The organism is bacterium (assembly GCA_019695305.1).
In the GTDB taxonomy this organism is placed as follows: Bacteria; UBA10199; UBA10199; order UBA10199; family JAIBAG01; genus JAIBAG01.
In genome coordinates this window covers 22,147-45,460 of the sequence record JAIBAG010000004.1, presented here as the reverse complement: position 1 = coordinate 45,460, position 23,314 = coordinate 22,147, and the positions used below count along the sequence as shown (strand labels likewise).

Here is a 23,314-nt window from a genome sequence, read left to right as displayed (position 1 = left end):
CCTGAATGGTTAAAAATTCAACATGAATCTGGCAATAAAAAGAGCAGGTATAAACACCAAATACGTAAGTGCACCCGACATCAGGAGTATGATGGCTATCATCATGGAATAGGGTCTAATTTTAGCCCATAGGGCCGTTACGCTACGAGGCAAAAGTCCTGTTAATACCTTTTCACCATCCAAGGGATAAAGGGGCAATAAATTAAAAAAGGCTAGCGACAAATTTAGCAAAACAAGCTTTTGTGCTGCATTTCCGTTAAAAAGGCCCATTTTAAAAAGAAGAGCCAACAAAAATGCCAACACAAAATTAGAAAAAGGCCCCGCAAATGCCACAAGCATGGCATCACGTTTTACATGACGGAATTGAGAATAATTAACGGTAACAGGCTTTCCCCAACCAATAACAAAACCGCCGGTAAAACCCAAATAACCTGCTAAAGGAAGTGCAATGGAGCCTATGGGATCCCAATGCTTAATGGGATTAAGAGTAAGACGCCCCATACGCTTGGGGGTATCATCACCCAAGATATGTGCCGTATAAGCATGAGAAGCCTCGTGAAAGGAAAGCGATACAAGAAAGCCAATAAAAAAAATAATAAAGTCGGGTTGTAGTAATTTTTCCATCACAAACTGGGATCTGGCGCACCAACAGGATCGGGTGTTTTTGATAAAATATAGGCGATATCGTAATTTTCAAGTGGATCGCCGGATGTTTTTTTAGGAGCTTTGCCCTGATGAGCCTCAACAGTAATATCTCCTTGAGGTGTGTCCTGTTTGGGCTTGTAAGGTAAATCTACGGCCGGTTTTTGCGTGGCATCGGACGGAGCATCCTCCACTGTATGTACATTGGGTTCAATTGGGCCTAAATCGGGAGGTGTTTGAGCCTGGGCCGACAATGCCATTAAAAGGAAAGTGGCACATAAAATTTTATTCATCACTTTCCACCTCCTCTTTGGCAGGCAATTCAAAAATGCGCGTAAGCTCCTGCGCCAACACGGGATCAACCGTTGCAAACGATTCGTATTTTTTGCGGGCGGCCGCATATTGCTTGGTGTCTAAATCGAGTAAAATTAAATTAAACACAATACGGGCATCGGCCGGGTTTAATTTTTGTGCTTTTAAATAGGCCTCTCGTGCTTCTGTGTATTTTTTAAAATCTCGAAGTACATTGCCCTGTATAAGCCACAAATCGGCCGTGTCTTTAATTTCACGCGCACGTCCTAGCCATGCCATGGCACCATTAAAATCGCCATTTTTAGAATAAACTTGGGCCAGCTGCTGCATGAGAATAGGATTTTTAGAATCCATTTCTAGCGCTTGCCTATACGGTGTAACAGCCTCGTCAAAAGCCCCCATCTTTTCGTAGCAAAAAGCCGTATTATGCAAAGCAAAAAGAGATTTAGCATCAATCTCTAGTATCTTTTTATAAACATCCAACGCTTCGGTATATTTTTTTTGATCACGCAAAACATTACCTAAAAACGATAACGCCACAATGGAATTGGGTTCAGCTTCAACCCATTTTTTAAATATGGCCTCTGCTTCCGCCAAGTTTCCCGAACCCCTAGCCTCTAGCCCCTTTTTCTTGAGCGAATCCACGGTTTCAGCAACATCAAGCGATAATCGACGTAAAAATTCAGGTTCCGAAATTTTGTTATTAAAAAAATCGGCGGCATCATTCATGTAAAAATGAGCTTTTAATTGCGCGCCTTCGTCCCCTTTCATTTCCAAGGCTACTACTTTTACCGAGAGACCCCCTTTATAAAAAACTTCAGCCAATTTTAAACAGAGTGATTTTATTCCCTCCTGAGTTTCAGGTTCGGTATTGGCAATACGAATGGTAAGCAAATTACCGTCTTGTTGTTGCAAAAAAGGCTCGGCAATATTTTGGCGCAGTACTTCTTCCAGCGAAACAGTTTTGGGTTTTGAGGGAGAGGCAGGGGGTTCTGTTTGAGAAGCAGGCGATAGAGACTCTTCCGGCTTTGAGGACGAGCACGCCGTTAAAATAATAAATGAAAGTAACAATAAAAAGCGCATCTTTTTACCAACGTAACATAGAGCAAAAAAAATCAAAATAAAACTCGAGAAACAAGTAGGCCCCCTCTTTAACCATTCACCATCCACTATCAACCATCCACTTCTTGGTGGGGTTTACCCCCCCCACACCAGGGCTAAATACCTGAATTAGAGGCCTTTTACTGAAAACCTATTAAAAATACAATAATAATTTCAAGTACTTATAAATGGACACTTTGGCATGGGGGTTGCTTTATACATGGGAGAGCCATAGTGGCTTTTAAAATAAGGGCGTATATATGATGAACATGAACATCGATACCAACTATCTTATCAGACAAATGCAACCTGGCCTCCATGACGACGAGATTAAAAAAATCATTAACGATTATTTGGCCTCGTTAGGTATCGATTCGCAAGACGAAATTGATGAAGTAACCGAAGCATTATTTCCCGATATTGAAGCTAAAATTAGCGAGTTAAAAGCAAGTTTAACTGAATTACAAGGCACTATTTTAAAAATTGACCGTAACGATACTGAAGGTCGGACTAAGGGCAAAGAATTGATAGATGGCCTGGAAGATCAAATTAAAGAATTGGAAGAATTATCCGATGCCGCTCACAGCAGTTTGGATGAAGTAGGTCAGTATATTTTTGATGGTTCAAAACCCGTTGTTTATAACGCTTCCGATTTTAACGAAGATGGTACCGGCACCTACTATATTGATGTAAATAATAGTGAAACGGGCGATGATTATTTAGCCGGCTTATCCACCTCAACCGATGAAGCTAGCTCTAATGACGACCCTTACAAAAATTTTGACGACAAACTTACTTCCGACCCGGATGTATTAACCAACAAAACAATGATCCGTCTCGATTTTTCCGATTTAGCGGGTGAAGCAGAAGCCGGCTATCCTCTATCGTACATTAGTAGCTGGGACCCAACAAATGGTCGTTTGGTTATTAAAACACAAATTTCGGCCACCGCATTTAAATTAACCGAAATTCGTAATTACAATCCTAAAACATGCGCTATTGCCATTAATGGTTCATTTATAAGCGACTTAAACGACGATCACTGGCGCGATGTGGTTCCTGATGAAATTACACAATCTATTTATCCTGTAGCCGTTGCCACCGATGATCAAAGCGTGAATTTGTACGATACGCTTCATTACGGAAATGTACCCATTGCAGACCGCTTAAAAGAAGCCGAAGGGTACAGCGATGTGGTAAATCATGCCGTGGATACCTGGAATAGCTTGGATGATTTGGCCAAAAATTCGGGAGTACCCGCCGATAAATTTGCCGAGATCACCAAGGAAGTAGCCGATCAACTTTATTTACTGATTGACGATCCTTCCCTTATAGGAACCGAAAAAGGTGAAGAAATTTTAGCCGAGGCTATGAAAGTGCTGGATGAAAGTGGCTATTCAGGAGCAACTCTTGCAAACTTAAAGGCTATGTTGATGCTGCATTTTATTAAATATGATGCTGCTATTGTGGATGATATGTTAGGAGAAACCGAATTGATGAACATGATGACCGAACTTTCGGCTGCTGTTGATGCTGAAGGCCATCACTTGCCGCTCGCCATAGCTGCCTACATTGTGGCTAACGATAAACTGGAAATGGGCCTACCGTTAGATGGTGATACTATTAAAGACCTCTTTACAAAATCTGAAACTGTAGATGGCGTGACAACAGATAATACCGACTGGGAAAACTTAAAAGCCTGCATGATAGCCACACAAAACACGTACCAAAGCATGGGCTTAGGCGCCAACTCTACTGTAGATGGATTGGTAGCAGAGGGCTCTGAACATACAGCAAAAGTAGAAGCTGATCAAAAAGTCGCAGAATCAATCGTGAAAGCCACATCAAAAGATAAGGCTAGTGACGGCACCAATATTATTGATTATGGCTTAAATGAACTGGCAAATTATATTAAGGAAAATAGCATGGAATGGGAATATGTGAATGATGGAGATATCTTAAAATATATGGAAATAATCAGATACCTTTTTGATGACGGCTGGACCTTGGAAGATGCGATAAACCATCCCCTTCAGGCAGTATCTAATCCTGCAGGACACCAGCCTTTTGCCACATGGACTCGTGAAAACATCATGGCAAACTTTATTAAAGTATTACAAATAGCTTGGGAATCAGACGATCCCGATATGAAAAAATTTGTAGCTGCCATTATGAATGAAAACAAATCCGGCTTGCTTGACGGTCTAAATTACAGAGATGAAAGTTTAGATTGGGATCGTACCCCCGTTGAGGATTTTGAAAAAGATGAATATAAGTGGGTAGATGAATGGACGGCCAAGCCTACGTCGGATAATCCAACTGTATAAAAATGGATAATGAAAAATAAGTAAAAGTAATTAACATAATTAATACCCAACCCGCACCACCCCCAGCCACTTGGCGGGGGCGGTGCGGCCGGCTTTATAATTCTGTTCCCAAATCTGGAATTTTCTTTTTGAATTCATTCCACGAACATAATTTAAAACTTTTATATTCATACGAATCGAGCCCACCATACATACAAGTCCCTTTTATTCCGGTAACTTTTTGATTTTTTAGTCCGTCAAAATATTCCAGATCCTTAAAAAAACTGGAATGCATGGTTTGAGAGGACTTGATTTCAATCGGGTACAAGTTTTCTCCCTTATCAATAATTAAATCTACTTCATGGCCATGAACATCGCGCCAAAAATAAATGGGGGAAGAAAATCCTCTGTTAAAATAATTTTTCATCACTTCCACAATCACCCAATTTTCATAAATAAAACCGCGCAATGCGTGACTGACCAAATCTTGCGGAGTACGAATTTTTAGCATATAACACAACAGGCCAGTGTCATAAAAATAAAGTTTTGGAGATTTCACCACTCGTTTTCCGAGGTTTTTATAGTAGGGGGCAAGTGAAAAACAAATAAAACCAGCTTCCATCATCGATAGCCACGATTTAACAGTGGGAGCCGATACACCCACATCGGTTGCGAGCGACGAGTAATTAATCAATTGACCAACCCTGGCCGAACAAAGAGACATGAATCGCTCAAACAAAGTGAGCTGATCAATTTTAATCAGCTCTCGTACATCTCTTTCAACATAGGTTTGATAATACCCTTCCAGCCATTGCTGAGGGGAAAGATGTTTGTCAAAAATACGCGGATAACCGCCTTCATACATCCTCTCATCGATGGATTTTTTACTTTCATTTCCTTCGCTAATTTCGTGACTGGAAAAAGGCAAAAGCTTTACAATAAGAGTGCGGCCGGCGAGCGACTGCGTGATTTTTTCCATGAGCAATAACTGATGAGAACCCGTTAACACATAATGATCTTTAAAACCCGGCTCATCCACAAATGTTTGGATATACGATAAAAGATCGGGAACACGTTGCACTTCATCAATAATAAGAGAACCTGAATAGCGGCTAAAAAAACCACGGGGGTCTTCCAAGGCTAATCTACGATCATCGGGAGTTTCGAGAGAAACGTATTGATAAGCAGGAAACAGGTGACGAACCAAGGTAGATTTGCCCGACTGCCGAGGCCCCACAACCGTTAAAACTGGGTAATTACCACTGTTTTTTTCGATATACTATGTAATATCTCTTTTATACATACTTGATAATATTGCACTATTTTATAAGTCCGGTCAATTAAAAGTCAAACTTTTAAATAGCCGCCATATTCATCTATACCCAACTCCCATCACTCCCAACCCCTTGGCAGGTGCCGTACGGCCGGCTTTTTTGCGGTCTCCGTGTTTAAGCAAGGCTTTAAATTCAATCAAAGTCATTTTCCCTTTTCCGACATCCACTAAACTCCCCGCAATGGTGCGCACCATTTGTTTTAAAAATCCTTTTCCGCACACATCCATAACAATCAATTGGCAGGGTTTGTTTTTTAAATAATCTATTTTTTGCTTTTTGATCCGTTCAAAATGAAAAAATAAAAAATCTTTTTGTGTTTTAATTGTTACCGAAAAAATGCGCCTCACCTTGCTTTTAGCTGTGCTATCGGCCGCACAAAAAGCACTAAAATCATGTTCACCTTTGAGCATGGCAGCGGCCTTTTTCATTTTGGCCACGTCGAGCGCATATGGAATGCGCCAGGCCATGTCGTCTAAAAAAGGGCTGGGAATCCACGAATTAAAAATTAAATAACGATATGTTTTCTTTTTTACATCAAACTGCGCATGAAATTTTTCATTTACTTGTTTAAGACTAATAATGCCAATATCGGGCGGAAGTAATGACGTAAGCCCATGGTGAATTTTATGGAGGGGAATTTTACAATCGTCCGGCAAATCAAAATGGGCCGTTTGCCAAAAAGCATGCACCCCGCTATCGGTGCGCCCACTGCCTGCCACATGGATTTTTTGATTTAAAATTTTACCAAGTGTTTTTTCCAAAACCTGCTGAACACTCACCGCCACATTTTGCGTTTGCCAGCCAATGTAGTTTGTTCCTTTATATTGTAAGGTAATTTGAATGCGCATTAGAAAGTCATGAGAAAGCCAATGTATACGGCAAAACCCGAAAGATCTAAACCTGTTGATTTAAAACTATCAATTTTGTTATAGCGCCCCTCAAAGGTAAGATACATGTCGTCAATGCCGCTATCGCGTAAATCGGAGCCTATATCTTCAAACTTGTTGAGCAGCACCGCAACACCGCCTAAACCGTGAAAACCTACTTTAACTCCCTTAATAGAATCACCGGCTACACTCTCTCTAAAAATCACATAATCACCACCAACTCCTACATAGGGAACTACAATTTGATCTTTCATAAAATCGAAGCGAAAAATGATATTGTTTCGGATAGGAATAAGTAACAGTCCCGCCGAATCGCCAGATGGCGTACCGGTGGTAGCCCCTACAGCCGTACCCGATAAATAGCCAGCACCCGCAGCAACAGTAATATTGAGTTTAGATTTATACAAATACCCAAACTCTACCTCGCCGCTAAAATTACAGCAGTTTCCATAAATATCTTTAACCACTTCATTGCTAGGAAAAGTAAGCGCACCTTTAAGCTCAAAACTAAAATATTTTTTTTCGGGCTTTGCAATTTCGATATCTTTAGAAATTTCCTGAGCGTTCACTGTAGAAGATAAAAGAAAAAACAGAACAATAAACGCTATTTTTTTTGCTCTATTTGTTAATAATAATGTTATCCAAACAAAAAGCATTGCAAAAAATGAATATGAAACCTTGGGTTTCCCTTCATTTAAAGAACATCCTGTTTCTCCCAACAACCCGGCTGCTCCAACCGTTAGTTCGGGACGGGCAGCTTCGCTAAAGGTAGAAAGAACTCCCGTTTGCGAACTGTTATCGGTAGCGTCCATGGCCACACAATAATACACATTGTTAGTCAGCCCGCTAATTGTGCCTTCACAACTGCCGCTGCAACTACCACTTACGGTTCCGGTACCATCCGGTGCTGTGGTAAAATCCAGAGTACCCGGGCAGCTAGGATCGGTCTGTGACTCGGCTTCTTTGGCATACAAAGTATAAACACTAATATCGTTATCGGTAAGGGCGGTAAAGCTTACATAAACCTTGTGATTACCAAAACTGGTACCGGTAATGGTTACTTCTCCGGGAGGACGATCTACCGTAATATCCACCGCATCTCGGCCAACATTCCCATCACCATCAGTCACAAAAATAAACACTCTATTTGTACCCTCTTCAAAAACAGCACGATCAAAAAGGCTAATATCAATTGTTGAGGTAGTTAAATCGCTATCGGCTGTATCAGCACTTTGATCTTCAAGCAACACAGTACCCGAACTTGACGTAATATCAGAATTAACCTTTACATCGTAGGTTCCCGTTTCATCGGTTTGAAAAGTAAGAGTAAATGTAGGTTCAGCTTCGGTAACCGTAATAGGGCTAGCGTCGTCTATAGTTACAAATGGATTATCGGAAATAATCGAAAGAGTGGCGTCGCCGTTAGACGAATATAAATAACCGTCGGTGTCACTTGAAGCAACTAAAGCTCCAGGCAAACTATCAAGAGATATAGGATCAAAAACATCGGCCGTAGCATCATCCATATCAACAATGGGAAAAACCCCTGAAATAGAATCGGGAACAGAAGCATCCACAACCGAAATGCCATCAACACCAGAAATAAAAAGATAAGTAGAAGTAGGATTTAAAACATCAGCTACCCATAAATCGCTTAATGTGGAATTTTCGTCGCTTTCAAAACGAATGGGATCAACAGTTTCTCCACCAGTCAGTTGATCCACAAATTCTTCGGATGAAGTGTCTAATACCCAAATAGCATCGTTAGTATTATCAAGTATGTATACAAAATCACCATCGGGAGTAGCCGCTAAAGTTGTTAAGTCTGGCTCCGTATCATCGTCGTCATCGGTAACTGGTACATCAAGTATTCTTACCGTACTGCCCCCAGCATCAAGAACCAACACCTTGCCATCTTGTGCAGCAACAAAAACTTTTTGACCGCCACTACCATCGGTAAATATTAAATCGTTAGGGGTGAAAGAATCGGTAATATCAATATCGGAAACGAGCTCAAATGATAACAATTCCTCTTCATCAATATCGTATGAATACAAAAAGCCCGAACTGGAATCGATAAAATACACCACGCTATCGGCAGAATCGACATCGGCAACAACTTTACTAATATTAGAACTTTGCAAAAGACTTGATATTTCAATAACGCGTGGATCGGTAATAGTATCGGCATCATCATCGGAAGCAGCCTCCACATCGTCATTTTCGTTTTCAATATCATCTAAAAGCACCTGTGCTAAATTACCATCACCTAACGTGACTAAAAGTGTATTACCATCCCCCAAAAGCGTAATACTTTCAATATTCTCATCAAACTCAGCAGGCTGTTCGCTAATTTCGCTCCAGGTTTCGGTATCAATAATAGTAATTTGTTTGCCAGATGAGCCTATAATATAGCGATTCGCAAAATCACCGGTAAGAGGAACTATAAGTTTTGAGATTTGTGTATTAAAAACGCTTAAAGGAGCCCCTTCACTTGCTGGCAAGCGTTCGGTAAGAGGCGCTGCATGTAACAATGTAGAATAAAGAAAAAAGAAAAACCCTAAAATGGATATTTTTCTCATCATTATGAATTAAGCATATTCAATCAGTTTTTCGGCAATCTGCACAGCATTTAAAGCCGCACCTTTTAAAATTTGATCGCCAACTACAAAAAGATTGATGCCATTTTTAAGGCCCAAATCACTGCGAACTCTTCCTACATATACATCATCCTGACCCGATACTTCAACAGGCATTGGAAAATAGTTTTTCTCCCGGTCATCAATAACTTTAACCCCGGGCATCTTGGATAAAGCGGCATTCACTTCATCTAAAGAGAGTGGCTTTTCCAGTTCCAAGTGGATCGCTTCGGCATGAGCACGGAATACAGGCACACGTACCGATGTTGGGCTTACTAGGATTGAATCATCATGAAAAATCTTGCGGGTTTCCTTCACCACTTTCATTTCTTCCTGCGAATAGCCTTCGGGGCCAATGGCCGAATCGTGCGAAAAAAGATTAAAGGCAATAGGATGCTTAAAAATATTTTTGGTAATCTTACCACCAGCCAAATATTCTTTGGTTTGGTTTTCTAACTCGTCGATGGCTTTAGCACCAGCACCGGACACAGCCTGGTAAGTCGCCACCACCATACGTTTCACGCGAGACAATTTATGAATGGGCCACACAGCCATACCCGCAATAATGGTGGTGCAATTGGGGTTAGCAATAATGCCTTTGTGTTTTTTAATATCTTCCGGGTTAATTTCGGGCACCACAAGAGGCACTTCGGGGTCCATACGGAAAGCGCTGGAATTATCCACCACCACAGCCCCAGCTTTAACAGCCGCATCGGCAAATTCCTTGCTTCTATCGCCGCCGGCCGAAAAGAGAGCTATATCCACCCCTTCAAAGGAGTCGGCTTTTAATTCTAAAACGGGCCAGGCTTTTCCCTGAAACATCATTTTTTTACCCACCGAACGGCTGGAGGCGAGTAATTTTAGTTCACCAACGGGAAACTTTCTTTTTTCTAACACTTTTAAAAGTTCTACACCCACAGCGCCTGTGGCACCGGCTATCGCAATGTTATATTTTTCTTTCTTCTGCATAAAATTAAAGAGTAACCCCCTCCCGTCCTCCCCCTTAATTTAAGTGGGAGGGGCTGAGATAGTCCTCCTCCCTTAAATTAAGGGAGGAGACAGAGGTGGGTTACTGTAGTTTCTTAACAATTAATTCACCCATTTCCTGGGTTCCTACTTTTTTAGTTCCTGCAACATAAATGTCGGCTGTTCTGTAACCTTCGTTCAACACATCTTCCACGGCTTTTTCTATCTTTTTAGCAATGGCACCCTGGTTAAACGAGTAAGTCAGCATCATCGCCGCCGATAAAATAGTGGCAATGGGATTAGCCAATCCTTTACCCGCAATATCAGGAGCCGAACCGTGCACAGGTTCGTACATCCCGCGTGTGCCCTGCCCCAGAGAGGCCGAAGGCAACATGCCGATAGAGCCCGTCAACATGGAAGCTTCATCACTCAAAATATCACCAAACAAATTAGTGGTGACTACCACGTCAAATTGCTTGGGGTTACGGATAAGCTGCATGGCACAATTATCCACATACATGTGCGAGAGCTCTACGTCCTGATAATCCTTATGAGTACGGGTCACCACATTGCGCCACATTTCGGTAGCTTCGAGCACATTCGCTTTATCGACAGACATCACTTTACCACGACGTTTACGGGCCAATTCAAAAGCCACTTTCGCAATGCGTTCAACTTCGTGCGTGGTGTACACTTCGGTATTAATCCCTTTTTCTTCACCGTTGGGCAGTTTTTCTACGCCACGGGGTTTTCCAAAATAGATACCGCCGGTCAGTTCGCGTACCACCATCATATCGATACCTTCCACCACTTCGCGTTTTAAGGTGGAAGCATCCACCAACGCATCAAAAATAACGGCGGGTCTTAAATTGGCAAATAATCCAAGTTCGGCACGCAAACCGAGCAATGCGCGTTCGGGACGAACTGAATAATCGAGAGGTTCCCATTTGGGGCCACCCACGGCGCCGAGCAAAACGGAATCTGAATTCTTGGCTAAATCGAGCGTTTTCTGCGGCAAAGGATGCCCGGTAGCATCGTATCCGGCACCACCCACGGGGGCTTCTTCAAAATTAAAACGGATATCACTCGTTTTTTCGATAACTTTTAAAACTTTAACGGCCTCAGCCGTTACCTCAGGGCCAATCCCATCACCAGGGAGTACGGCGATATTGTATGTTTTCATAATATTTAAAAGTAACTCACTTTCTACGCCCCTCCCACTTAAAGTAAGGGGGAGGACGGGAGGGGGTTACCTCTTCTTAAATAATTCTTCCAGCTTCTTTTTTGCGATTTCGGCCTCTGTTAATCCGCTCGCCCCTTGTTTTAGAGAAGCTGGATCCGGTATAGCGAAAAAATCACAAAAATTGGACCGGTCTTTTTCTAATACCCTATCCGCCTGTGTTTCGCGGCACTCATTATAAGAACTGCGATCATAATGTTTGCAATTATAGCAAACATGCAAATCATTCCGGCAATGCGGGCATTCTTCCTTGCGCCCTACAGGCAATGGCACTTCCGCATTTTTTTTGCAGGAATGACAAATCATGAGCTACTATAGAGAGGGAGACGTATACGTCACCGACTTCACTTGATAAAACTCAAGACGATTTAAAGCCTGAATATAAGCCATCGCTGAGGCCACAATAATATCGGTATGCGCACCATTACCACGCACGGTTTTTCCGTTATCGGTGAGAGTCACCACCACTTCACCCTGTGCATCGGTGCCACCGGTAATGGCATTCACCACATATTTATCGAGCGTGCCTTCAAATTTAGAAATGGTACGAATAGCCATAAAAGTAGCATCCACCGGGCCGGAGCCGCTTTGGGTTGATTCTCTAGCTTCGCCGTCCACTTTCATTTTTACCGTCGATTTGGGGCTAATTGCGGTGCCACTTTCCACATGAACATAATCCAGTTCATATTTTTGCGTTTTTTCATCTAAGCCGCCTTCAACAATGGCCATGATATCTTCATCGTACACATTCTTCTTTTTATCAGCCAAATCTTTAAAAGACTTAAAGGCCTTATCGATTTCGGTTTCGCTTAAACTAAAACCAAGACCGCTTAAACGATCGCGGAACGCATGGCGCCCCGAATGTTTACCCAACACCAGTTTATTACGCGGGATACCCACCGATTCGGGCGTCATAATTTCGTACGTATTTTGATGCTTTAAAACTCCGTCTTGATGAATCCCACTCTCATGAGCAAAGGCATTTTCGCCTACAATGGCCTTATTGGGCTGCACCGAAATACCAGTGATGGTAGAAAGTAAACGCGAGGATGGGTAAATTTGCTTTTTATCGATCCCGGTTTCAAATTTCATTAAATCGTTGCGAACAGACAAAGTCATCACTACTTCTTCCATGCTGCAATTCCCGGCGCGTTCGCCAATGCCATTAACCGTACATTCTACCTGTGTGGCACCCGCCTGAATAGCCGCCAGCGAGTTGGCCACGGCCAAACCCAAATCGTTATGGCAGTGCACACTCACGTCTACCTTATCGATCCCTTTTACATTTTTCATCAAGTAGGAGATGAGATCAAAATATTCGGATGGGATAGTATAGCCCACCGTATCCGGTACATTCACGGTTTTAGCGCCTTCGGCTATCGCAATTTCAAACATCTGCGCCAAATAAGCACGATCACTTCTGGTTGCATCCATGGCCGAAAATTCTACGTCGTCACAAAACGATTTAGCAAAACGCACAGCTTGAGCCGCATCTTCCAAAACCTGTTCGCGTGTTTTTTTAAGCTGATATTTTAAATGAATATCGGAGCTTGAAATAAAGGTATGAATGCGCGGTTTTTTGGCATGTTTAATGGCTTCAAAACAGCGTTCGATATCCATTTTATTGGCCCGAGCCAATCCTGCAATAGTTGGTCCTTTTACTTCTTTGGCTAAACAGGCCACAGCTTCAAAATCGCCCTGGCTGGCAATGGGGAAACCCGCTTCAATAATATCTACATTGAGACGCGCCAATTGGTGCGCCATGCGCAATTTTTCTTCCAAATTCATGCTGCAGCCGGGCGATTGCTCGCCATCGCGCAATGTTGTATCAAAAATTTTAATATAATTCTTCTTCATAACATCAATCTTTCAAATCTTTTTCGCCGTTCACAGCTTTAAGCGCCGTACGGTTTGTAATTTCGGTCTCATCATCTTCCATCATCAGTTGATCGGGATCGGCCTGGAAAAATTTCACCATAAAATCTTTAAAGTTTCTTATTTTTTCCGGGGAACGGAGTAGCATTTCTAAAAGACCCATACTCACATAAAAAATACCAAAAATAAAAAACATCACCTGCGGTGCCGATGCCAGCACAACAATAAAAGCAACTATGAGAAAGAGCAGAAAAAAATTCACTCTCTTCTTTTTATCAAGAACTTTAAAACTGCGATAAGGCACATTACTTACCATCAGCACCGCTAAAAAAAACATCATGAGTGGAGCCGCAATACCAGGACGTGCTGCCCCACCAAACAGACTATCGCTAAAAATAATATAGCTTACACAAAAGCCGGCAGATGCAGGAGTTGGCAAGCCTTGAAATGCCTTCTTTTCTACACTCCCTGCCTGCGTGTTAAAACGCGCCAAGCGCAAAGCACAACAAGCAGTATGAATAAAAGCGGCAGCCCATCCCAACTTGCCGTAATCTTTCAGCGTCCAGTTGTACATAAGCAAAGACGTGGCCACACCAAAAGTAGTTAAATCTACCAGCGAATCATATTCCAAGCCAAATTCGCTCTGCGCATTGGTCATGCGCGCAACACGGCCATCCATAAAATCAAAAAAACCGGCCAAAATAATCATCCATGCCGCGCTTAAAAAATCACCATGAATAGAACGCACAATGGCAAAATAACCACAGAACAAATTGGCCGTGGTAAATAAATTTGGCAAAAGATAAATTCCTTTTTTTAATCCTTCATGTTTCATGTTTTTGTTATAGCTGTGCTAAAATTGTTTCTCCGGCTTTAACCTTTTGATCCATTTTAATTTGGATATCGGCTTCTACAGGCATATACACATCCATGCGCGATCCAAAACGAATGAGTCCAAAAATATCGCCCTTCTTGTAAGAATCACCTACTTGCGCATAGCTTACAATACGGCGCGCTAAAAATCCGGCAATCTGAATGAATAAAACTTCAAAGCCTTTTACACTTTTAACAACAAGTGCATTTTGTTCGTTATCAAGTGATGCTTTTTCAGCGTACGCAGCAAAATATTTCCCTTTATTGTAACTCACTTGCGTAATTGTACCGTCAACGGGCACACGGTTTACATGCACGTTAAAAGGTGACATAAAAATACTCACCTTTTTTACCTTACGTTTTAAAAAACGGTGTTCGTCCACTTCACCAATAAAAATAACCGTGCCATCGGCAGGGCAAATAATGGCGTTTGGATCCTGAGGCACCTCACGCGCCGGATTTCTAAAAAAGCTCACCACCCAAATAAAAAGCGGTACCAAAATAATTTCGGTAAGCGGATGTATAAAGTATCCAGCCAGCATTAAACCAATGGCTATGGTGATGAACGGATAGCCTTCGGGCGCTATGCGATGATGATTTTGTACTCTCACTTGGAGCGCTCCATGGCTATTGCACCCGACTGAACAAATTCAATAATGCCAAAAGGTTTGAGTAAATTTAAAGCCGATTGGATTTTAGGTTCATCACCACGCACTTCAACAGTAGCGCTCTTTGCATCTACATCCAAAATTTCGCCACCAATCATCTCAACGGTTTTTAGAACATCAGTGCGTGTTTTAACGCTAATATTCACTTTAAGGAGGGCATACATCCGGCAAATAGCTTTTTCGGCTACAAGATCGGTTACCTTAATGATGTTCACCAGTTTATTGAGCTGTTTGGTAATTTGTTCCAGCATCGCATCGTCACCGGTAGTCACAAGTGTCATGCGCGATAACGCCGGATCAAGTGTTTCGGCTACCGTTAAGCTTTGAATGTTAAAACCACGGCCCGAAAATAAACCCGCAACACGGGTTAACACGCCAAATTCGTTTTCAACTAAAACTGATATCGTATGCTTCATATTCCCTTTCAAAAAAATAAAGGCCGTTTAACCACACGGCCAAGAAAAAACTGTGTTTACAGGGGTTTAGCCCTTTTAGAGGGGTGTGTCAAGGGAGGGCTTAGCCAAAATCTGGGGGCTGAAGATACTGGAGTTTAAACTCATGAATAGTGGTGGGTTTTATACCGGAATCAAGAATCATTTTAGCTACATATAAAGCCTGCGGCATCACATCGACTGTGGCATGATGCAGGGAGACCTTAGCCTCATTTAATCCGTTCACTCCAGGACCAATTAAAAAAGCCTCTTTGGACTGAGAATCAAGAAGTTCCAATAAATCATTCTGGTTATAAACCTGGTCATCTACTAGCGATATAATTTTGTTTCCGGTTTTCTGATATACACCCGCATAGTAACGGCCTCTACCAGCCAAATAAACGGGAATAAGCGTAGCTTGGTTTTGCTCTATACCTTTACATAAAGAGGCTAAACTAGAAGCGGCATAAACCGGTAGCTGCCGCATTTTAGCCAAACCTAATAACGTTGCCGCCCCCACACGCAAACTTGTGTACGCACCAGGGCCATATGTTAAACCCACCGACTCAATGTTTTGATGAGTGAGCGCATGTTTGCGAAGAAGTGAGTCGATAAGCGGCAATAATTTTTGAGAATGCGCTACATCATCCGGTAAGGAAATGATTTGATCGTAATCTTCAGCACTCTTAAAAAGAGCCGCACTGAGTATCTTGGATGACGACTCAACTACTAATAACGGAAATAACCCTTCACCCTTCACTCTTCACCCTTCACTTCCTAAAAAAGCCCTTTAATTTTAGCAATCATGTTAGAAAAGCTCCAAATGCGATCGATATCGTTAAATGTAATAAGAACCATAAGGCTTAACAACAGCACCAGCCCCATCGATGTAAAAAAGTTACGCACCTTAAGCGACAACGGACGTCCACGCAGTCCTTCAATTCCCATAAACAACACATGCCCTCCATCCAAAACAGGAATGGGTAAAAGATTCATCACGCCTAGCTGCATGCTTAAAAACGCCATAAAATATAAAAATTCCGAAAAACCGGTTTTAGCGGCTTCGCCAGTAGCTTGCGCAATTTGCAACGGACCACCAAGGGATTTGTATGAGAGCTGAAAGGTAAAAAGACGGCCCAACACATCAAAAGTAAGACCCATAAGTTTGGAAAATTCTTTAAAACCTTCTCGAATGGCCTGAAAAAACGGATAACGTTTTTTAATAAACATGTTGGGATCCTGATATTTTCCAATACCCACCATAAAGGCCTTCATGTCGGTATTGTATTCGGGAACAATGGATGTTTCTCCGGTAACATCGCCACGTTTATACACCACCGTTAAGGCACTGCCATCGCTGGCACGAATGCTTTCTACCAAAGCTTCCCAAGTTTCCACTGGTTTGCCATTAAGCGACACAATTTCGTCTTTATCTTTAATTCCTGCTTTGCCTGCAGGCCCATTTGCACTCACACTGCCCACAATAGGTTCGTTACCCACAAAATACTGGGGTTCAATACCGGCATAGCCCATTTTTTGTTTAGTATCGGGCGCATTCACCAAATTAAGTATAACTTCATTTTTTTGATTGTTGCGTTCGTAAGTAAGAGTAACTGCATCATCGGGGTGAATAATAATAAAGTTTAATAAATCACCCCAGGTGTGCATTTCTTCTTTATTGGCCAAAAGAATTTTATCACCTTTTTTAAGTCCTGCTTTTTCGGCAGGAGAATTGGCTTTTACACCGTACACTAAAGGAGCTTCTTCCAAAACGGCCGGAATATGACGGCCAATCATAAACACAATAGGAATGAATAAAAGTGACAACAATAAATTCATGGTAGGGCCAGCAAAAACAGTGGCTAAACGAGCCCACAAGGGTTTAGCACTAAAAGCATCCGGCGAGTTGGCAATGGCCTGAGCTTTAGCATCATCACCTTCAGCTTCGGCAACGGGGTCTTCACCATATAATTTAACAAATCCCCCAAGAGGCAAGAGTGAAATTTTATACTCACAACCCCCACGTGTAATGCTAAACAGTTTGGGCCCAAAACCAATTGAAAACTGTTCTACTCTTATGCCCGATTTACGAGCCACAATAAAATGCCCCCACTCATGTACCAATACTAAAATTCCTAGGGCTACAATAAACGATAAAATGGTCATCATTGTTTTTTCTCCAATCTTAAATCTCTTTAAACTCTTCTCTCAATCTCCAGCACCCAAAACAGGTGAAGCGGGCTTGATGCTTTTTTATTTTTTAAGAACATGCTCTTGATCAAGGGTTCGCCTTCTCACAAAAGACCTCATGTTCTTAAAAAATAAAAAAGCATCAAGCCCGTCACACCACCATCCTGCCAGCACACTCCCGCGCCCAACGATCACTCTCCACCACCACATCCAGCGACGTCAGCTTACAAGCCTTATGGGCCAAAAGAGTATTCTCTACAATTTTTGGAATATCTACAAAACCTATTTTCTCTTTTAAAAACGCATCCACCGCAATTTCGTTTGCGGCATTAAGAACCGCCGGATAAGTATCAGCTTTTTCAGCAACGTCAAAGGCCAGTTTTAATGAGGGAAAACGTACAAGATCGGGCTCAAAAAAAGTAAGTTGCGACAATTTTGGTAAATCCAACGGCGTCGTCCCCGTTTCAATGCGGCGCGGGTAGCTTAAGGCATACGCAATGGGCACGCGCATATCCGGATTCCCCATCTGGGCTAACACCGAGCCGTCGTTATATTCTACCATGGAGTGAATAATACTTTGTGGATGCACAACAACACCAATTTTAGAGGTGGGCATGTTAAATAACCAACGTGCTTCCATGACTTCGAGCCCTTTGTTCATCATACTGGCCGAGTCGATCGTAATTTTAGCACCCATATCCCAGTTAGGATGCTTTAGGGCATCTTTTACTGTGATGGATTTAAAATCGGATAAAGATTTATGTAAAAAAGGTCCACCAGAAGCGGTAAGAATAATTCGTTTTACGTCCTCAACAGACTGCCCTTGCAGGCATTGAAAAATAGCCGAGTGCTCGCTATCAACAGGCAATATAGTTGCCCCATGTTTTTTAGCCACGTCACTCATCATCTGGCCTGCAATCACCATGCTTTCTTTATTGGCAAGCCCCACCGTTTTACCCTGGCGAAGGGCTGCGAGTGTAGGCATCAGGCCCGCTGCGCCGACTATAGACGAAATCACCACATGTGCATCAGGATGTGACGCTACTTCTACAGCGCCTTCTGCACCCACCATTATAGAGCAAGATAAACCATTTAATTGTTGTTTAAGTTTTTGGGCCGCGGCATCAGTAGCTACCGACACGAGTTGCGGTTTAAATTTTTTAATTTGTCCCGCCACCACATCCACATTATTGCCGCAGGAAAGTGCCACAATTTGAAATTTATCGGGATGACGATCCACAATATCGAGTGTTTGTACACCGATGGACCCGGTAGAACCTAAAATGGAAATCTTTTTTGTCATATTCATTTCCTCCCCTTTGTAAGGAGAGGCCAGGAGGGGTAGAGAGTGCACAGAACCTCTACCTCCCCTCAACCCTCCTTACAAAGGAGGGGAAAAAAGAAGAGCAAACAAATACACCACAGGGCCATTAAACAAAACAGCATCCACACGATCTAAAAGTCCACCATGGCCAGGAATAAGTGTTCCAGAATCTTTAGCACCAACAGCGCGCTTAATAAGCGACTCGCTCAAATCACCCAGCGGCCCCCACAAGCCCAGCATAAGAGCGAGAAGCGTTAAAACAATGGGAGAAAAATCGGGCCATAACAAATAACGCACCACAAAAGCACCCATCACACTAAATACAGCACCCCCAATATAGCCCTCAATACTTTTACCCGGCGATATTTTAGGCGCCAGTTTATGTTTGCCTATAGCATGCCCTGTTAAAAATGCCCCCGTATCGGAGGCAAAAGTACACACCAGCATAATAAAAATCCAAAAATGCCACTGTGGTAATGCACAAATTAAACCCCAAACCGCAAATAACCCTGCCGTGTAGAAAAAACCAAAAACAAGCAAGGCCGCTGTATTCAGTTTTACATCAAAATCGTCGTCCCCGGAAAAACGTGAAATAAACGCACTCATCACAGTGAGTACAACCAATGGTAAAACAAAATTCACGTTTAAAAAGATAAGTCCGGCTGTTAAAAGCCCAGCGTAAAGAATAGAGGCAATAAAAAAGAACCCTTCACGTGAGGGGAAAACTAATCGCAAAAATTCCGACATCCCAATCATGGCTACACCCACAATTACCAGCTGAACCACAAAAGGCGGTGCATAAACCAGCATGAGAATAACAACAAGAGCGAGTGGAATTCCGTAAATCCAACGTTTCATTCAACTACAGTGAATAGTGAATGGTGAATAGTGAATAGAAAGAATTAATTTCTTCTCCATCCACCATCCACTACCCACTATCCACTTCTTAAATCTTACTCAACAGATGCCCCATTTTGTCTTTCTTGGTTTTAAGATATTTCCCATTATGGTCGGAGGCTTTTACTTCAATCGCTACACGCTCCACCACTTCTAAACCATAACCACCCAATCCCACAATTTTTTTAGGATTATTAGTCATCAGTTTAATTTTTCCCAATCCTTGCGCCACAAGAATTTGCGCGCCAATACCGTACTCGCGCAAATCGGGTTTAAAACCTAATTTTTGATTGGCTTCAACCGTATCTAAACCCTGATCCTGTAAATTGTAGGCTTTGATTTTATTCACAAGCCCAATCCCGCGGCCTTCCTGGCGGATGTAAAGCACAGCCCCCTTGCCTGCTTCGGCCACCATGCGGAGTGCTGCATGCAGCTGCGGGCCACAATCACAACGCAGTGATCCAAAAATATCACCGGTTAAACATTCGGAGTGCACACGCACTAGCGTAGGTTCATCGGGCTTAATCTCACCCATGGAAAGAATGATATGATGATAATCGTTTACATCATTGGCATACACTCGCATGTTAAAGGTACCAAAATCGGTAGGCAAAGGCGACTCGGCTTCGAGGTGCACGAGCGTTTGATAACGCGTGCGATAATGCACAATATCGGCCACGCTAATAATTTTTAATCTGTGATCTTTTGCAAATTTCTCCAAATCAGGCAGCCGCGCCATGGTGCCATCTTCTTTTAAAATTTCACAGATAACAGCCGAAGGATTAAGCCCGGCCAGACGAGAAAGATCCACCGAGGCTTCGGTATGCCCTGTGCGCACAAGTACACCGCCATCACGCGCGCGCAGTGGAAAAATATGTCCGGGGCTTACTAAATCGGACGGCAAGGCCCCGTCTTTAATAGCAGTTTGAATGGTATGCGAGCGGTCTTGCGCAGAGATTCCTGTGGTAACACCTTCCCGTGCTTCAATAGAAACCGTAAAGCCCGTTTGATGTGGGCTTTCGTTTTTATTCACCATCATGGGCAACTGAAGCTCTTTTACTTTTTCTTCGGTAAGCGATAAACAAATTAAACCACGGCCATACTTGGCCATAAAATTGATAGCCTCAGGTGTTGCAAATTGCGCAGCCATAATTAAATCGCCTTCATTCTCACGCCCTTCATCATCCACCACCACCACAATTTTGCCATTTTTAATATCGGCAATAGCAGCTTCTACGCGGGTATATATTTCATCTAGTTTTTTAAATTCTTTTTCCATAATTCGTGTATCGCTTATCGCAGATCGCAAATCGCTCTTAAAGAGCAAAACTTTTTTTCTCTTGCGACAAACGATCAGCGATAAGCGATAAGCCCTCTTACATATTTCCCCAACATGTCGGCTTCCATATTCACCAAGTCACCAACCTTTCTCTCTCCTAAATTGGTGATTTTTTCCGTATGCGGAATAATATAAACTTTAAATTTATTTTTTTTGAGTCCCGAAACCGTGAGACTAATCCCATCAATAGTAACCGATCCTTTCGGGATGAGATACTCGCTTACACCGGCCGGGGCTTCAAGCGTTATTTCAAGAGAAGTATCGTTACGTTTTATGCTGGTAATTTTTCCAACTCCATCCACATGCCCCAATACAAAATGGCCCCCCAAACGATCGCCCGCTCGCATGGCCCGCTCCAAATTAACCATCGTCCCTTTTTGATATGTTTTAATCTTAGTTTGCCGGATAGATTCATCAGAAACATCAAAGGTAAGAGTTGCGCCTTTTTTAATAACGGTAAGGCAGCAACCATCAATGGCCACACTTTCACCCAAAACCACCTTTTTAAGAGGTATTTTGGGCTTTATCACCAAGCGTGCACCGTCAGATATCTTAATAATATCAACGATTTTTGCAGAACACTCCACCAGTCCGGTAAACATGGGTAGGGTTTAACGTGGGATGAGGCTAAAGTCAATGTGGGACTCAGGCCTCTTTGCGACGTGCTTCAATTAATACTTGGTTAATCCAGCGTACTAATTCTTCCTGTTTGGCATCACCAAACGGGCTTCCAATTTTTTGTTCCACACTTTTTAGAAATATAACACCCAACTCGTCGTTTTGGCTCTCTTGGTTTTTATTAATATGGATTACTTTAAAAGCCGTTTGAAAATTAATTTGTTTGAGCCATTCGCTTTCAAACTCCATATGGTAAAAACCATCCATAGAGGCTCGCCCTTCAATTTCAACTCGGGCACCCGAAGCACTTAAATTAACAAGCTTGGCCGGTACAGGACGTTTTTCTTGATCGTAAACTTTAATGGCGTGAGGGCCAACCTTTTCTACACGTACAAACTCACGACGGTTAACCAGTTTATTGCTACCGGGCACAACCTTTAATCCTACCACATCAAGACGTCCCGATTCTTGCGCGTCTTCAATCATCACTTGCGCCACAAAGCGGATAATACCCCTATCGTTTTTAGCTACAATAAAGCATTCAAGCTGTTCTTGTAAAAAAAGTTCCGAAAGATAATCTACCCACAAAACATCGTCTTCTACGCGTCGTATTTGAACTGTGCCATTATAATCACCAATATGAAAATACAGGCCTGTTTTTTTTAAATCTCGATCGGCTAGAAAATTTTGAGACATACCCTTCCCTTCAATAATAGAACACTGCACCCAGAGACACTTTTTTGACTGTTATTGATGGGGGGCTAAAAAGTCAAGAATTACTCATTTATTTCCTTACGGCGGCTTTCAATAAGGAGGTGATTCATCCAACGCACAATTTCTTGCTGTTTGGTATCACTAAAGCCTTGCTGCATTTGTTTTTCGATATTTTTTAAGAAAATAATACCCAGACTTTGGCTATTATCTGGCTCATTCTCAACATGAACCACCTTAAAAGGGGCTTCTATATCAATTTTCTTTAACCAATTGCTGGTAAATTGAAGCTGATAAAAACCGTCTAGGTTTGCTTTACCCTTAATATTAATTTTAGCCCCCGAAGCGCTCAAATTAATTAATCGAGCCGGAACTACGTTATTAATAGAATCATAAATATGTAACTGATGCGGCCCCACATGGCGAACACGAACAAATTCGCGACGATTTACAAGCTGGTAACTTTGCGGTAAAGCCTTAAGGGGCGCCACATCCAGCAAATCGGCATCTGTTTTTTTGTTTAATCGTTCAGCCACAAAGGTAACAATACCTTTATCGTTCTGAGCTACCACAAAACATTCCATTTTAGGCATTAAGCGTAATTCGTCCTTGTCATCTACCCACAGCACATCATCTTTTATGCGTCTAATTTGAACAGCACCGCGATAATCACCTACATTAAAATAAAGCGGCTTCTTTAAATCAATCTGGCTTAAAAAATTTTCCGACATAATAGCTCCTTTTATAAATTGTCCAATTGGATAATTTATTATCCAATCATGGCATATAAAAGGAGCCATAAAAATGCCAGTGTTTTTTTAGTGTCATTTAATCGTTTTTATAATTAATATAATAATTACAGATATTTACAATATGCGCTCGCTAAATTAAAAAAAAAGCCTCCCAAGCCCCATAAATATAGGTAAAAAATAACCTTATTTATTCATAGGTTGTTAATTTA

The 23,314-nt window shown here is 42.1% G+C and carries 21 protein-coding genes; 1 reads left to right on the top strand and 20 read right to left on the bottom strand.

Annotated elements, in window-relative coordinates:
* Nucleotides 1–9: 9 nt before the first annotated feature.
* The 3 genes from K1X76_03235 to K1X76_03225 are packed head-to-tail and all read right to left on the bottom strand — an operon-like array spanning nucleotide 10 to nucleotide 2,037.
* Nucleotides 10–624: a site-2 protease family protein gene (locus K1X76_03235; protein ID MBX7148074.1), complete on the bottom strand. Its 615-nt coding sequence runs from the start codon at nucleotides 622–624 to the stop codon at nucleotides 10–12.
* On the bottom strand, nucleotides 624–935 hold the full coding sequence (locus tag K1X76_03230) for a hypothetical protein (protein ID MBX7148073.1): 312 nt from the start codon (nucleotides 933–935) through the stop codon (nucleotides 624–626). The genes K1X76_03235 and K1X76_03230 overlap by 1 nt, the downstream gene beginning before the upstream one ends.
* Nucleotides 928–2,037 (bottom strand): tetratricopeptide repeat protein, encoded by a 1,110-nt coding sequence (locus K1X76_03225; protein MBX7148072.1) that lies wholly within the window; start codon nucleotides 2,035–2,037, stop codon nucleotides 928–930. Before K1X76_03225 ends, K1X76_03230 begins: the two co-directional genes overlap by 8 nt.
* A gap of 278 nt (nucleotides 2,038–2,315) precedes the next feature.
* Between K1X76_03225 and K1X76_03220 the strand changes: the two genes are divergently transcribed.
* Nucleotides 2,316–4,382 (top strand): hypothetical protein, encoded by a 2,067-nt coding sequence (locus K1X76_03220; protein ID MBX7148071.1) that lies wholly within the window; start codon nucleotides 2,316–2,318, stop codon nucleotides 4,380–4,382.
* A gap of 94 nt (nucleotides 4,383–4,476) precedes the next feature.
* Here K1X76_03220 and K1X76_03215 read toward each other — a convergent pair whose 3' ends face one another.
* From K1X76_03215 to K1X76_03135, 17 genes are all read right to left on the bottom strand, one after another.
* The gene (locus K1X76_03215) at nucleotides 4,477–5,598 is read right to left on the bottom strand and encodes an ATP-binding protein (protein MBX7148070.1); all 1,122 of its coding nucleotides are present in this window, start codon (nucleotides 5,596–5,598) and stop codon (nucleotides 4,477–4,479) included.
* A 135-nt stretch (nucleotides 5,599–5,733) separates the two neighbouring features.
* Nucleotides 5,734–6,543 carry a tRNA pseudouridine(38-40) synthase TruA gene (truA, locus tag K1X76_03210; protein ID MBX7148069.1) on the bottom strand — a complete coding sequence of 270 codons (810 nt, stop codon included), beginning with the start codon at nucleotides 6,541–6,543 and terminating at the stop codon, nucleotides 5,734–5,736.
* A complete protein-coding gene (locus tag K1X76_03205; GenBank protein MBX7148068.1) occupies nucleotides 6,543–9,167 on the bottom strand; it encodes a hypothetical protein in 2,625 nt (874 codons plus the stop codon). The genes truA and K1X76_03205 overlap by 1 nt, the downstream gene beginning before the upstream one ends.
* A gap of 6 nt (nucleotides 9,168–9,173) precedes the next feature.
* Nucleotides 9,174–10,190, bottom strand: a complete 1,017-nt coding sequence (locus K1X76_03200) for an aspartate-semialdehyde dehydrogenase (GenBank protein MBX7148067.1) — start codon at nucleotides 10,188–10,190, stop codon at nucleotides 9,174–9,176.
* Nucleotides 10,191–10,290: 100 nt separating this feature from the next.
* Nucleotides 10,291–11,370: a 3-isopropylmalate dehydrogenase gene (leuB, locus tag K1X76_03195; protein ID MBX7148066.1), complete on the bottom strand. Its 1,080-nt coding sequence runs from the start codon at nucleotides 11,368–11,370 to the stop codon at nucleotides 10,291–10,293.
* Between the two features lie 369 nt (nucleotides 11,371–11,739).
* Nucleotides 11,740–13,284: a 2-isopropylmalate synthase gene (locus K1X76_03190; GenBank protein ID MBX7148065.1), complete on the bottom strand. Its 1,545-nt coding sequence runs from the start codon at nucleotides 13,282–13,284 to the stop codon at nucleotides 11,740–11,742.
* Nucleotides 13,285–13,288: 4 nt separating this feature from the next.
* Nucleotides 13,289–14,137: a CDP-diacylglycerol--serine O-phosphatidyltransferase gene (gene pssA / locus K1X76_03185; GenBank protein MBX7148064.1), complete on the bottom strand. Its 849-nt coding sequence runs from the start codon at nucleotides 14,135–14,137 to the stop codon at nucleotides 13,289–13,291.
* Nucleotides 14,138–14,144: 7 nt separating this feature from the next.
* Nucleotides 14,145–14,762 carry a phosphatidylserine decarboxylase family protein gene (locus tag K1X76_03180; protein MBX7148063.1) on the bottom strand — a complete coding sequence of 206 codons (618 nt, stop codon included), beginning with the start codon at nucleotides 14,760–14,762 and terminating at the stop codon, nucleotides 14,145–14,147.
* A gap of 20 nt (nucleotides 14,763–14,782) precedes the next feature.
* Nucleotides 14,783–15,259, bottom strand: a complete 477-nt coding sequence (gene ilvN / locus K1X76_03175) for an acetolactate synthase small subunit (GenBank protein MBX7148062.1) — start codon at nucleotides 15,257–15,259, stop codon at nucleotides 14,783–14,785.
* A 100-nt stretch (nucleotides 15,260–15,359) separates the two neighbouring features.
* Entirely contained in the window at nucleotides 15,360–16,034 is a 675-nt protein-coding gene (tsaB, locus tag K1X76_03170; protein ID MBX7148061.1) for a tRNA (adenosine(37)-N6)-threonylcarbamoyltransferase complex dimerization subunit type 1 TsaB, read from the bottom strand.
* Nucleotides 16,035–16,051: 17 nt separating this feature from the next.
* The gene (gene rseP, locus K1X76_03165; GenBank protein MBX7148060.1) at nucleotides 16,052–17,443 is read right to left on the bottom strand and encodes an RIP metalloprotease RseP; all 1,392 of its coding nucleotides are present in this window, start codon (nucleotides 17,441–17,443) and stop codon (nucleotides 16,052–16,054) included.
* 172 nt (nucleotides 17,444–17,615) lie between these two features.
* Nucleotides 17,616–18,773, bottom strand: a complete 1,158-nt coding sequence (locus K1X76_03160) for a 1-deoxy-D-xylulose-5-phosphate reductoisomerase (GenBank protein ID MBX7148059.1) — start codon at nucleotides 18,771–18,773, stop codon at nucleotides 17,616–17,618.
* A gap of 72 nt (nucleotides 18,774–18,845) precedes the next feature.
* The gene (locus K1X76_03155) at nucleotides 18,846–19,646 is read right to left on the bottom strand and encodes a phosphatidate cytidylyltransferase (GenBank protein ID MBX7148058.1); all 801 of its coding nucleotides are present in this window, start codon (nucleotides 19,644–19,646) and stop codon (nucleotides 18,846–18,848) included.
* An 88-nt stretch (nucleotides 19,647–19,734) separates the two neighbouring features.
* Entirely contained in the window at nucleotides 19,735–20,934 is a 1,200-nt protein-coding gene (locus K1X76_03150) for a bifunctional 3,4-dihydroxy-2-butanone-4-phosphate synthase/GTP cyclohydrolase II (GenBank protein MBX7148057.1), read from the bottom strand.
* 104 nt (nucleotides 20,935–21,038) lie between these two features.
* Nucleotides 21,039–21,626: a riboflavin synthase gene (locus tag K1X76_03145; GenBank protein MBX7148056.1), complete on the bottom strand. Its 588-nt coding sequence runs from the start codon at nucleotides 21,624–21,626 to the stop codon at nucleotides 21,039–21,041.
* Nucleotides 21,627–21,669: 43 nt separating this feature from the next.
* On the bottom strand, nucleotides 21,670–22,338 hold the full coding sequence (locus tag K1X76_03140) for a PilZ domain-containing protein (GenBank protein ID MBX7148055.1): 669 nt from the start codon (nucleotides 22,336–22,338) through the stop codon (nucleotides 21,670–21,672).
* Between the two features lie 80 nt (nucleotides 22,339–22,418).
* A complete protein-coding gene (locus K1X76_03135; protein ID MBX7148054.1) occupies nucleotides 22,419–23,084 on the bottom strand; it encodes a PilZ domain-containing protein in 666 nt (221 codons plus the stop codon).
* Between the last annotated feature and the right edge of the window lie 230 nt (nucleotides 23,085–23,314).

Excerpts from the sequence above, each read along its gene's own strand:
- ilvN (MBX7148062.1), bottom strand. The coding sequence starts at position 15,259 with ATGAAGCATACGATATCAGTTTTAGTTGAAAACGAATTTGGCGTGTTA.
- pssA (MBX7148064.1), bottom strand. The coding sequence starts at position 14,137 with ATGAAACATGAAGGATTAAAAAAAGGAATTTATCTTTTGCCAAATTTA.
- K1X76_03135 (MBX7148054.1), bottom strand. The coding sequence starts at position 23,084 with ATGTCGGAAAATTTTTTAAGCCAGATTGATTTAAAGAAGCCGCTTTAT.
- truA (MBX7148069.1), bottom strand. The coding sequence starts at position 6,543 with ATGCGCATTCAAATTACCTTACAATATAAAGGAACAAACTACATTGGC.
- K1X76_03140 (MBX7148055.1), bottom strand. The coding sequence starts at position 22,338 with ATGTCTCAAAATTTTCTAGCCGATCGAGATTTAAAAAAAACAGGCCTG.
- rseP (MBX7148060.1), bottom strand. The coding sequence starts at position 17,443 with ATGATGACCATTTTATCGTTTATTGTAGCCCTAGGAATTTTAGTATTG.
- K1X76_03145 (MBX7148056.1), bottom strand. The coding sequence starts at position 21,626 with ATGTTTACCGGACTGGTGGAGTGTTCTGCAAAAATCGTTGATATTATT.
- K1X76_03160 (MBX7148059.1), bottom strand. The coding sequence starts at position 18,773 with ATGAATATGACAAAAAAGATTTCCATTTTAGGTTCTACCGGGTCCATC.
- leuB (MBX7148066.1), bottom strand. The coding sequence starts at position 11,370 with ATGAAAACATACAATATCGCCGTACTCCCTGGTGATGGGATTGGCCCT.
- K1X76_03200 (MBX7148067.1), bottom strand. The coding sequence starts at position 10,190 with ATGCAGAAGAAAGAAAAATATAACATTGCGATAGCCGGTGCCACAGGC.
- K1X76_03205 (MBX7148068.1), bottom strand. The coding sequence starts at position 9,167 with ATGATGAGAAAAATATCCATTTTAGGGTTTTTCTTTTTTCTTTATTCT.
- K1X76_03235 (MBX7148074.1), bottom strand. The coding sequence starts at position 624 with ATGGAAAAATTACTACAACCCGACTTTATTATTTTTTTTATTGGCTTT.
- K1X76_03220 (MBX7148071.1), top strand. The coding sequence starts at position 2,316 with ATGATGAACATGAACATCGATACCAACTATCTTATCAGACAAATGCAA.
- K1X76_03155 (MBX7148058.1), bottom strand. The coding sequence starts at position 19,646 with ATGAAACGTTGGATTTACGGAATTCCACTCGCTCTTGTTGTTATTCTC.
- K1X76_03230 (MBX7148073.1), bottom strand. The coding sequence starts at position 935 with ATGAATAAAATTTTATGTGCCACTTTCCTTTTAATGGCATTGTCGGCC.
- K1X76_03225 (MBX7148072.1), bottom strand. The coding sequence starts at position 2,037 with ATGCGCTTTTTATTGTTACTTTCATTTATTATTTTAACGGCGTGCTCG.
- K1X76_03190 (MBX7148065.1), bottom strand. The coding sequence starts at position 13,284 with ATGAAGAAGAATTATATTAAAATTTTTGATACAACATTGCGCGATGGC.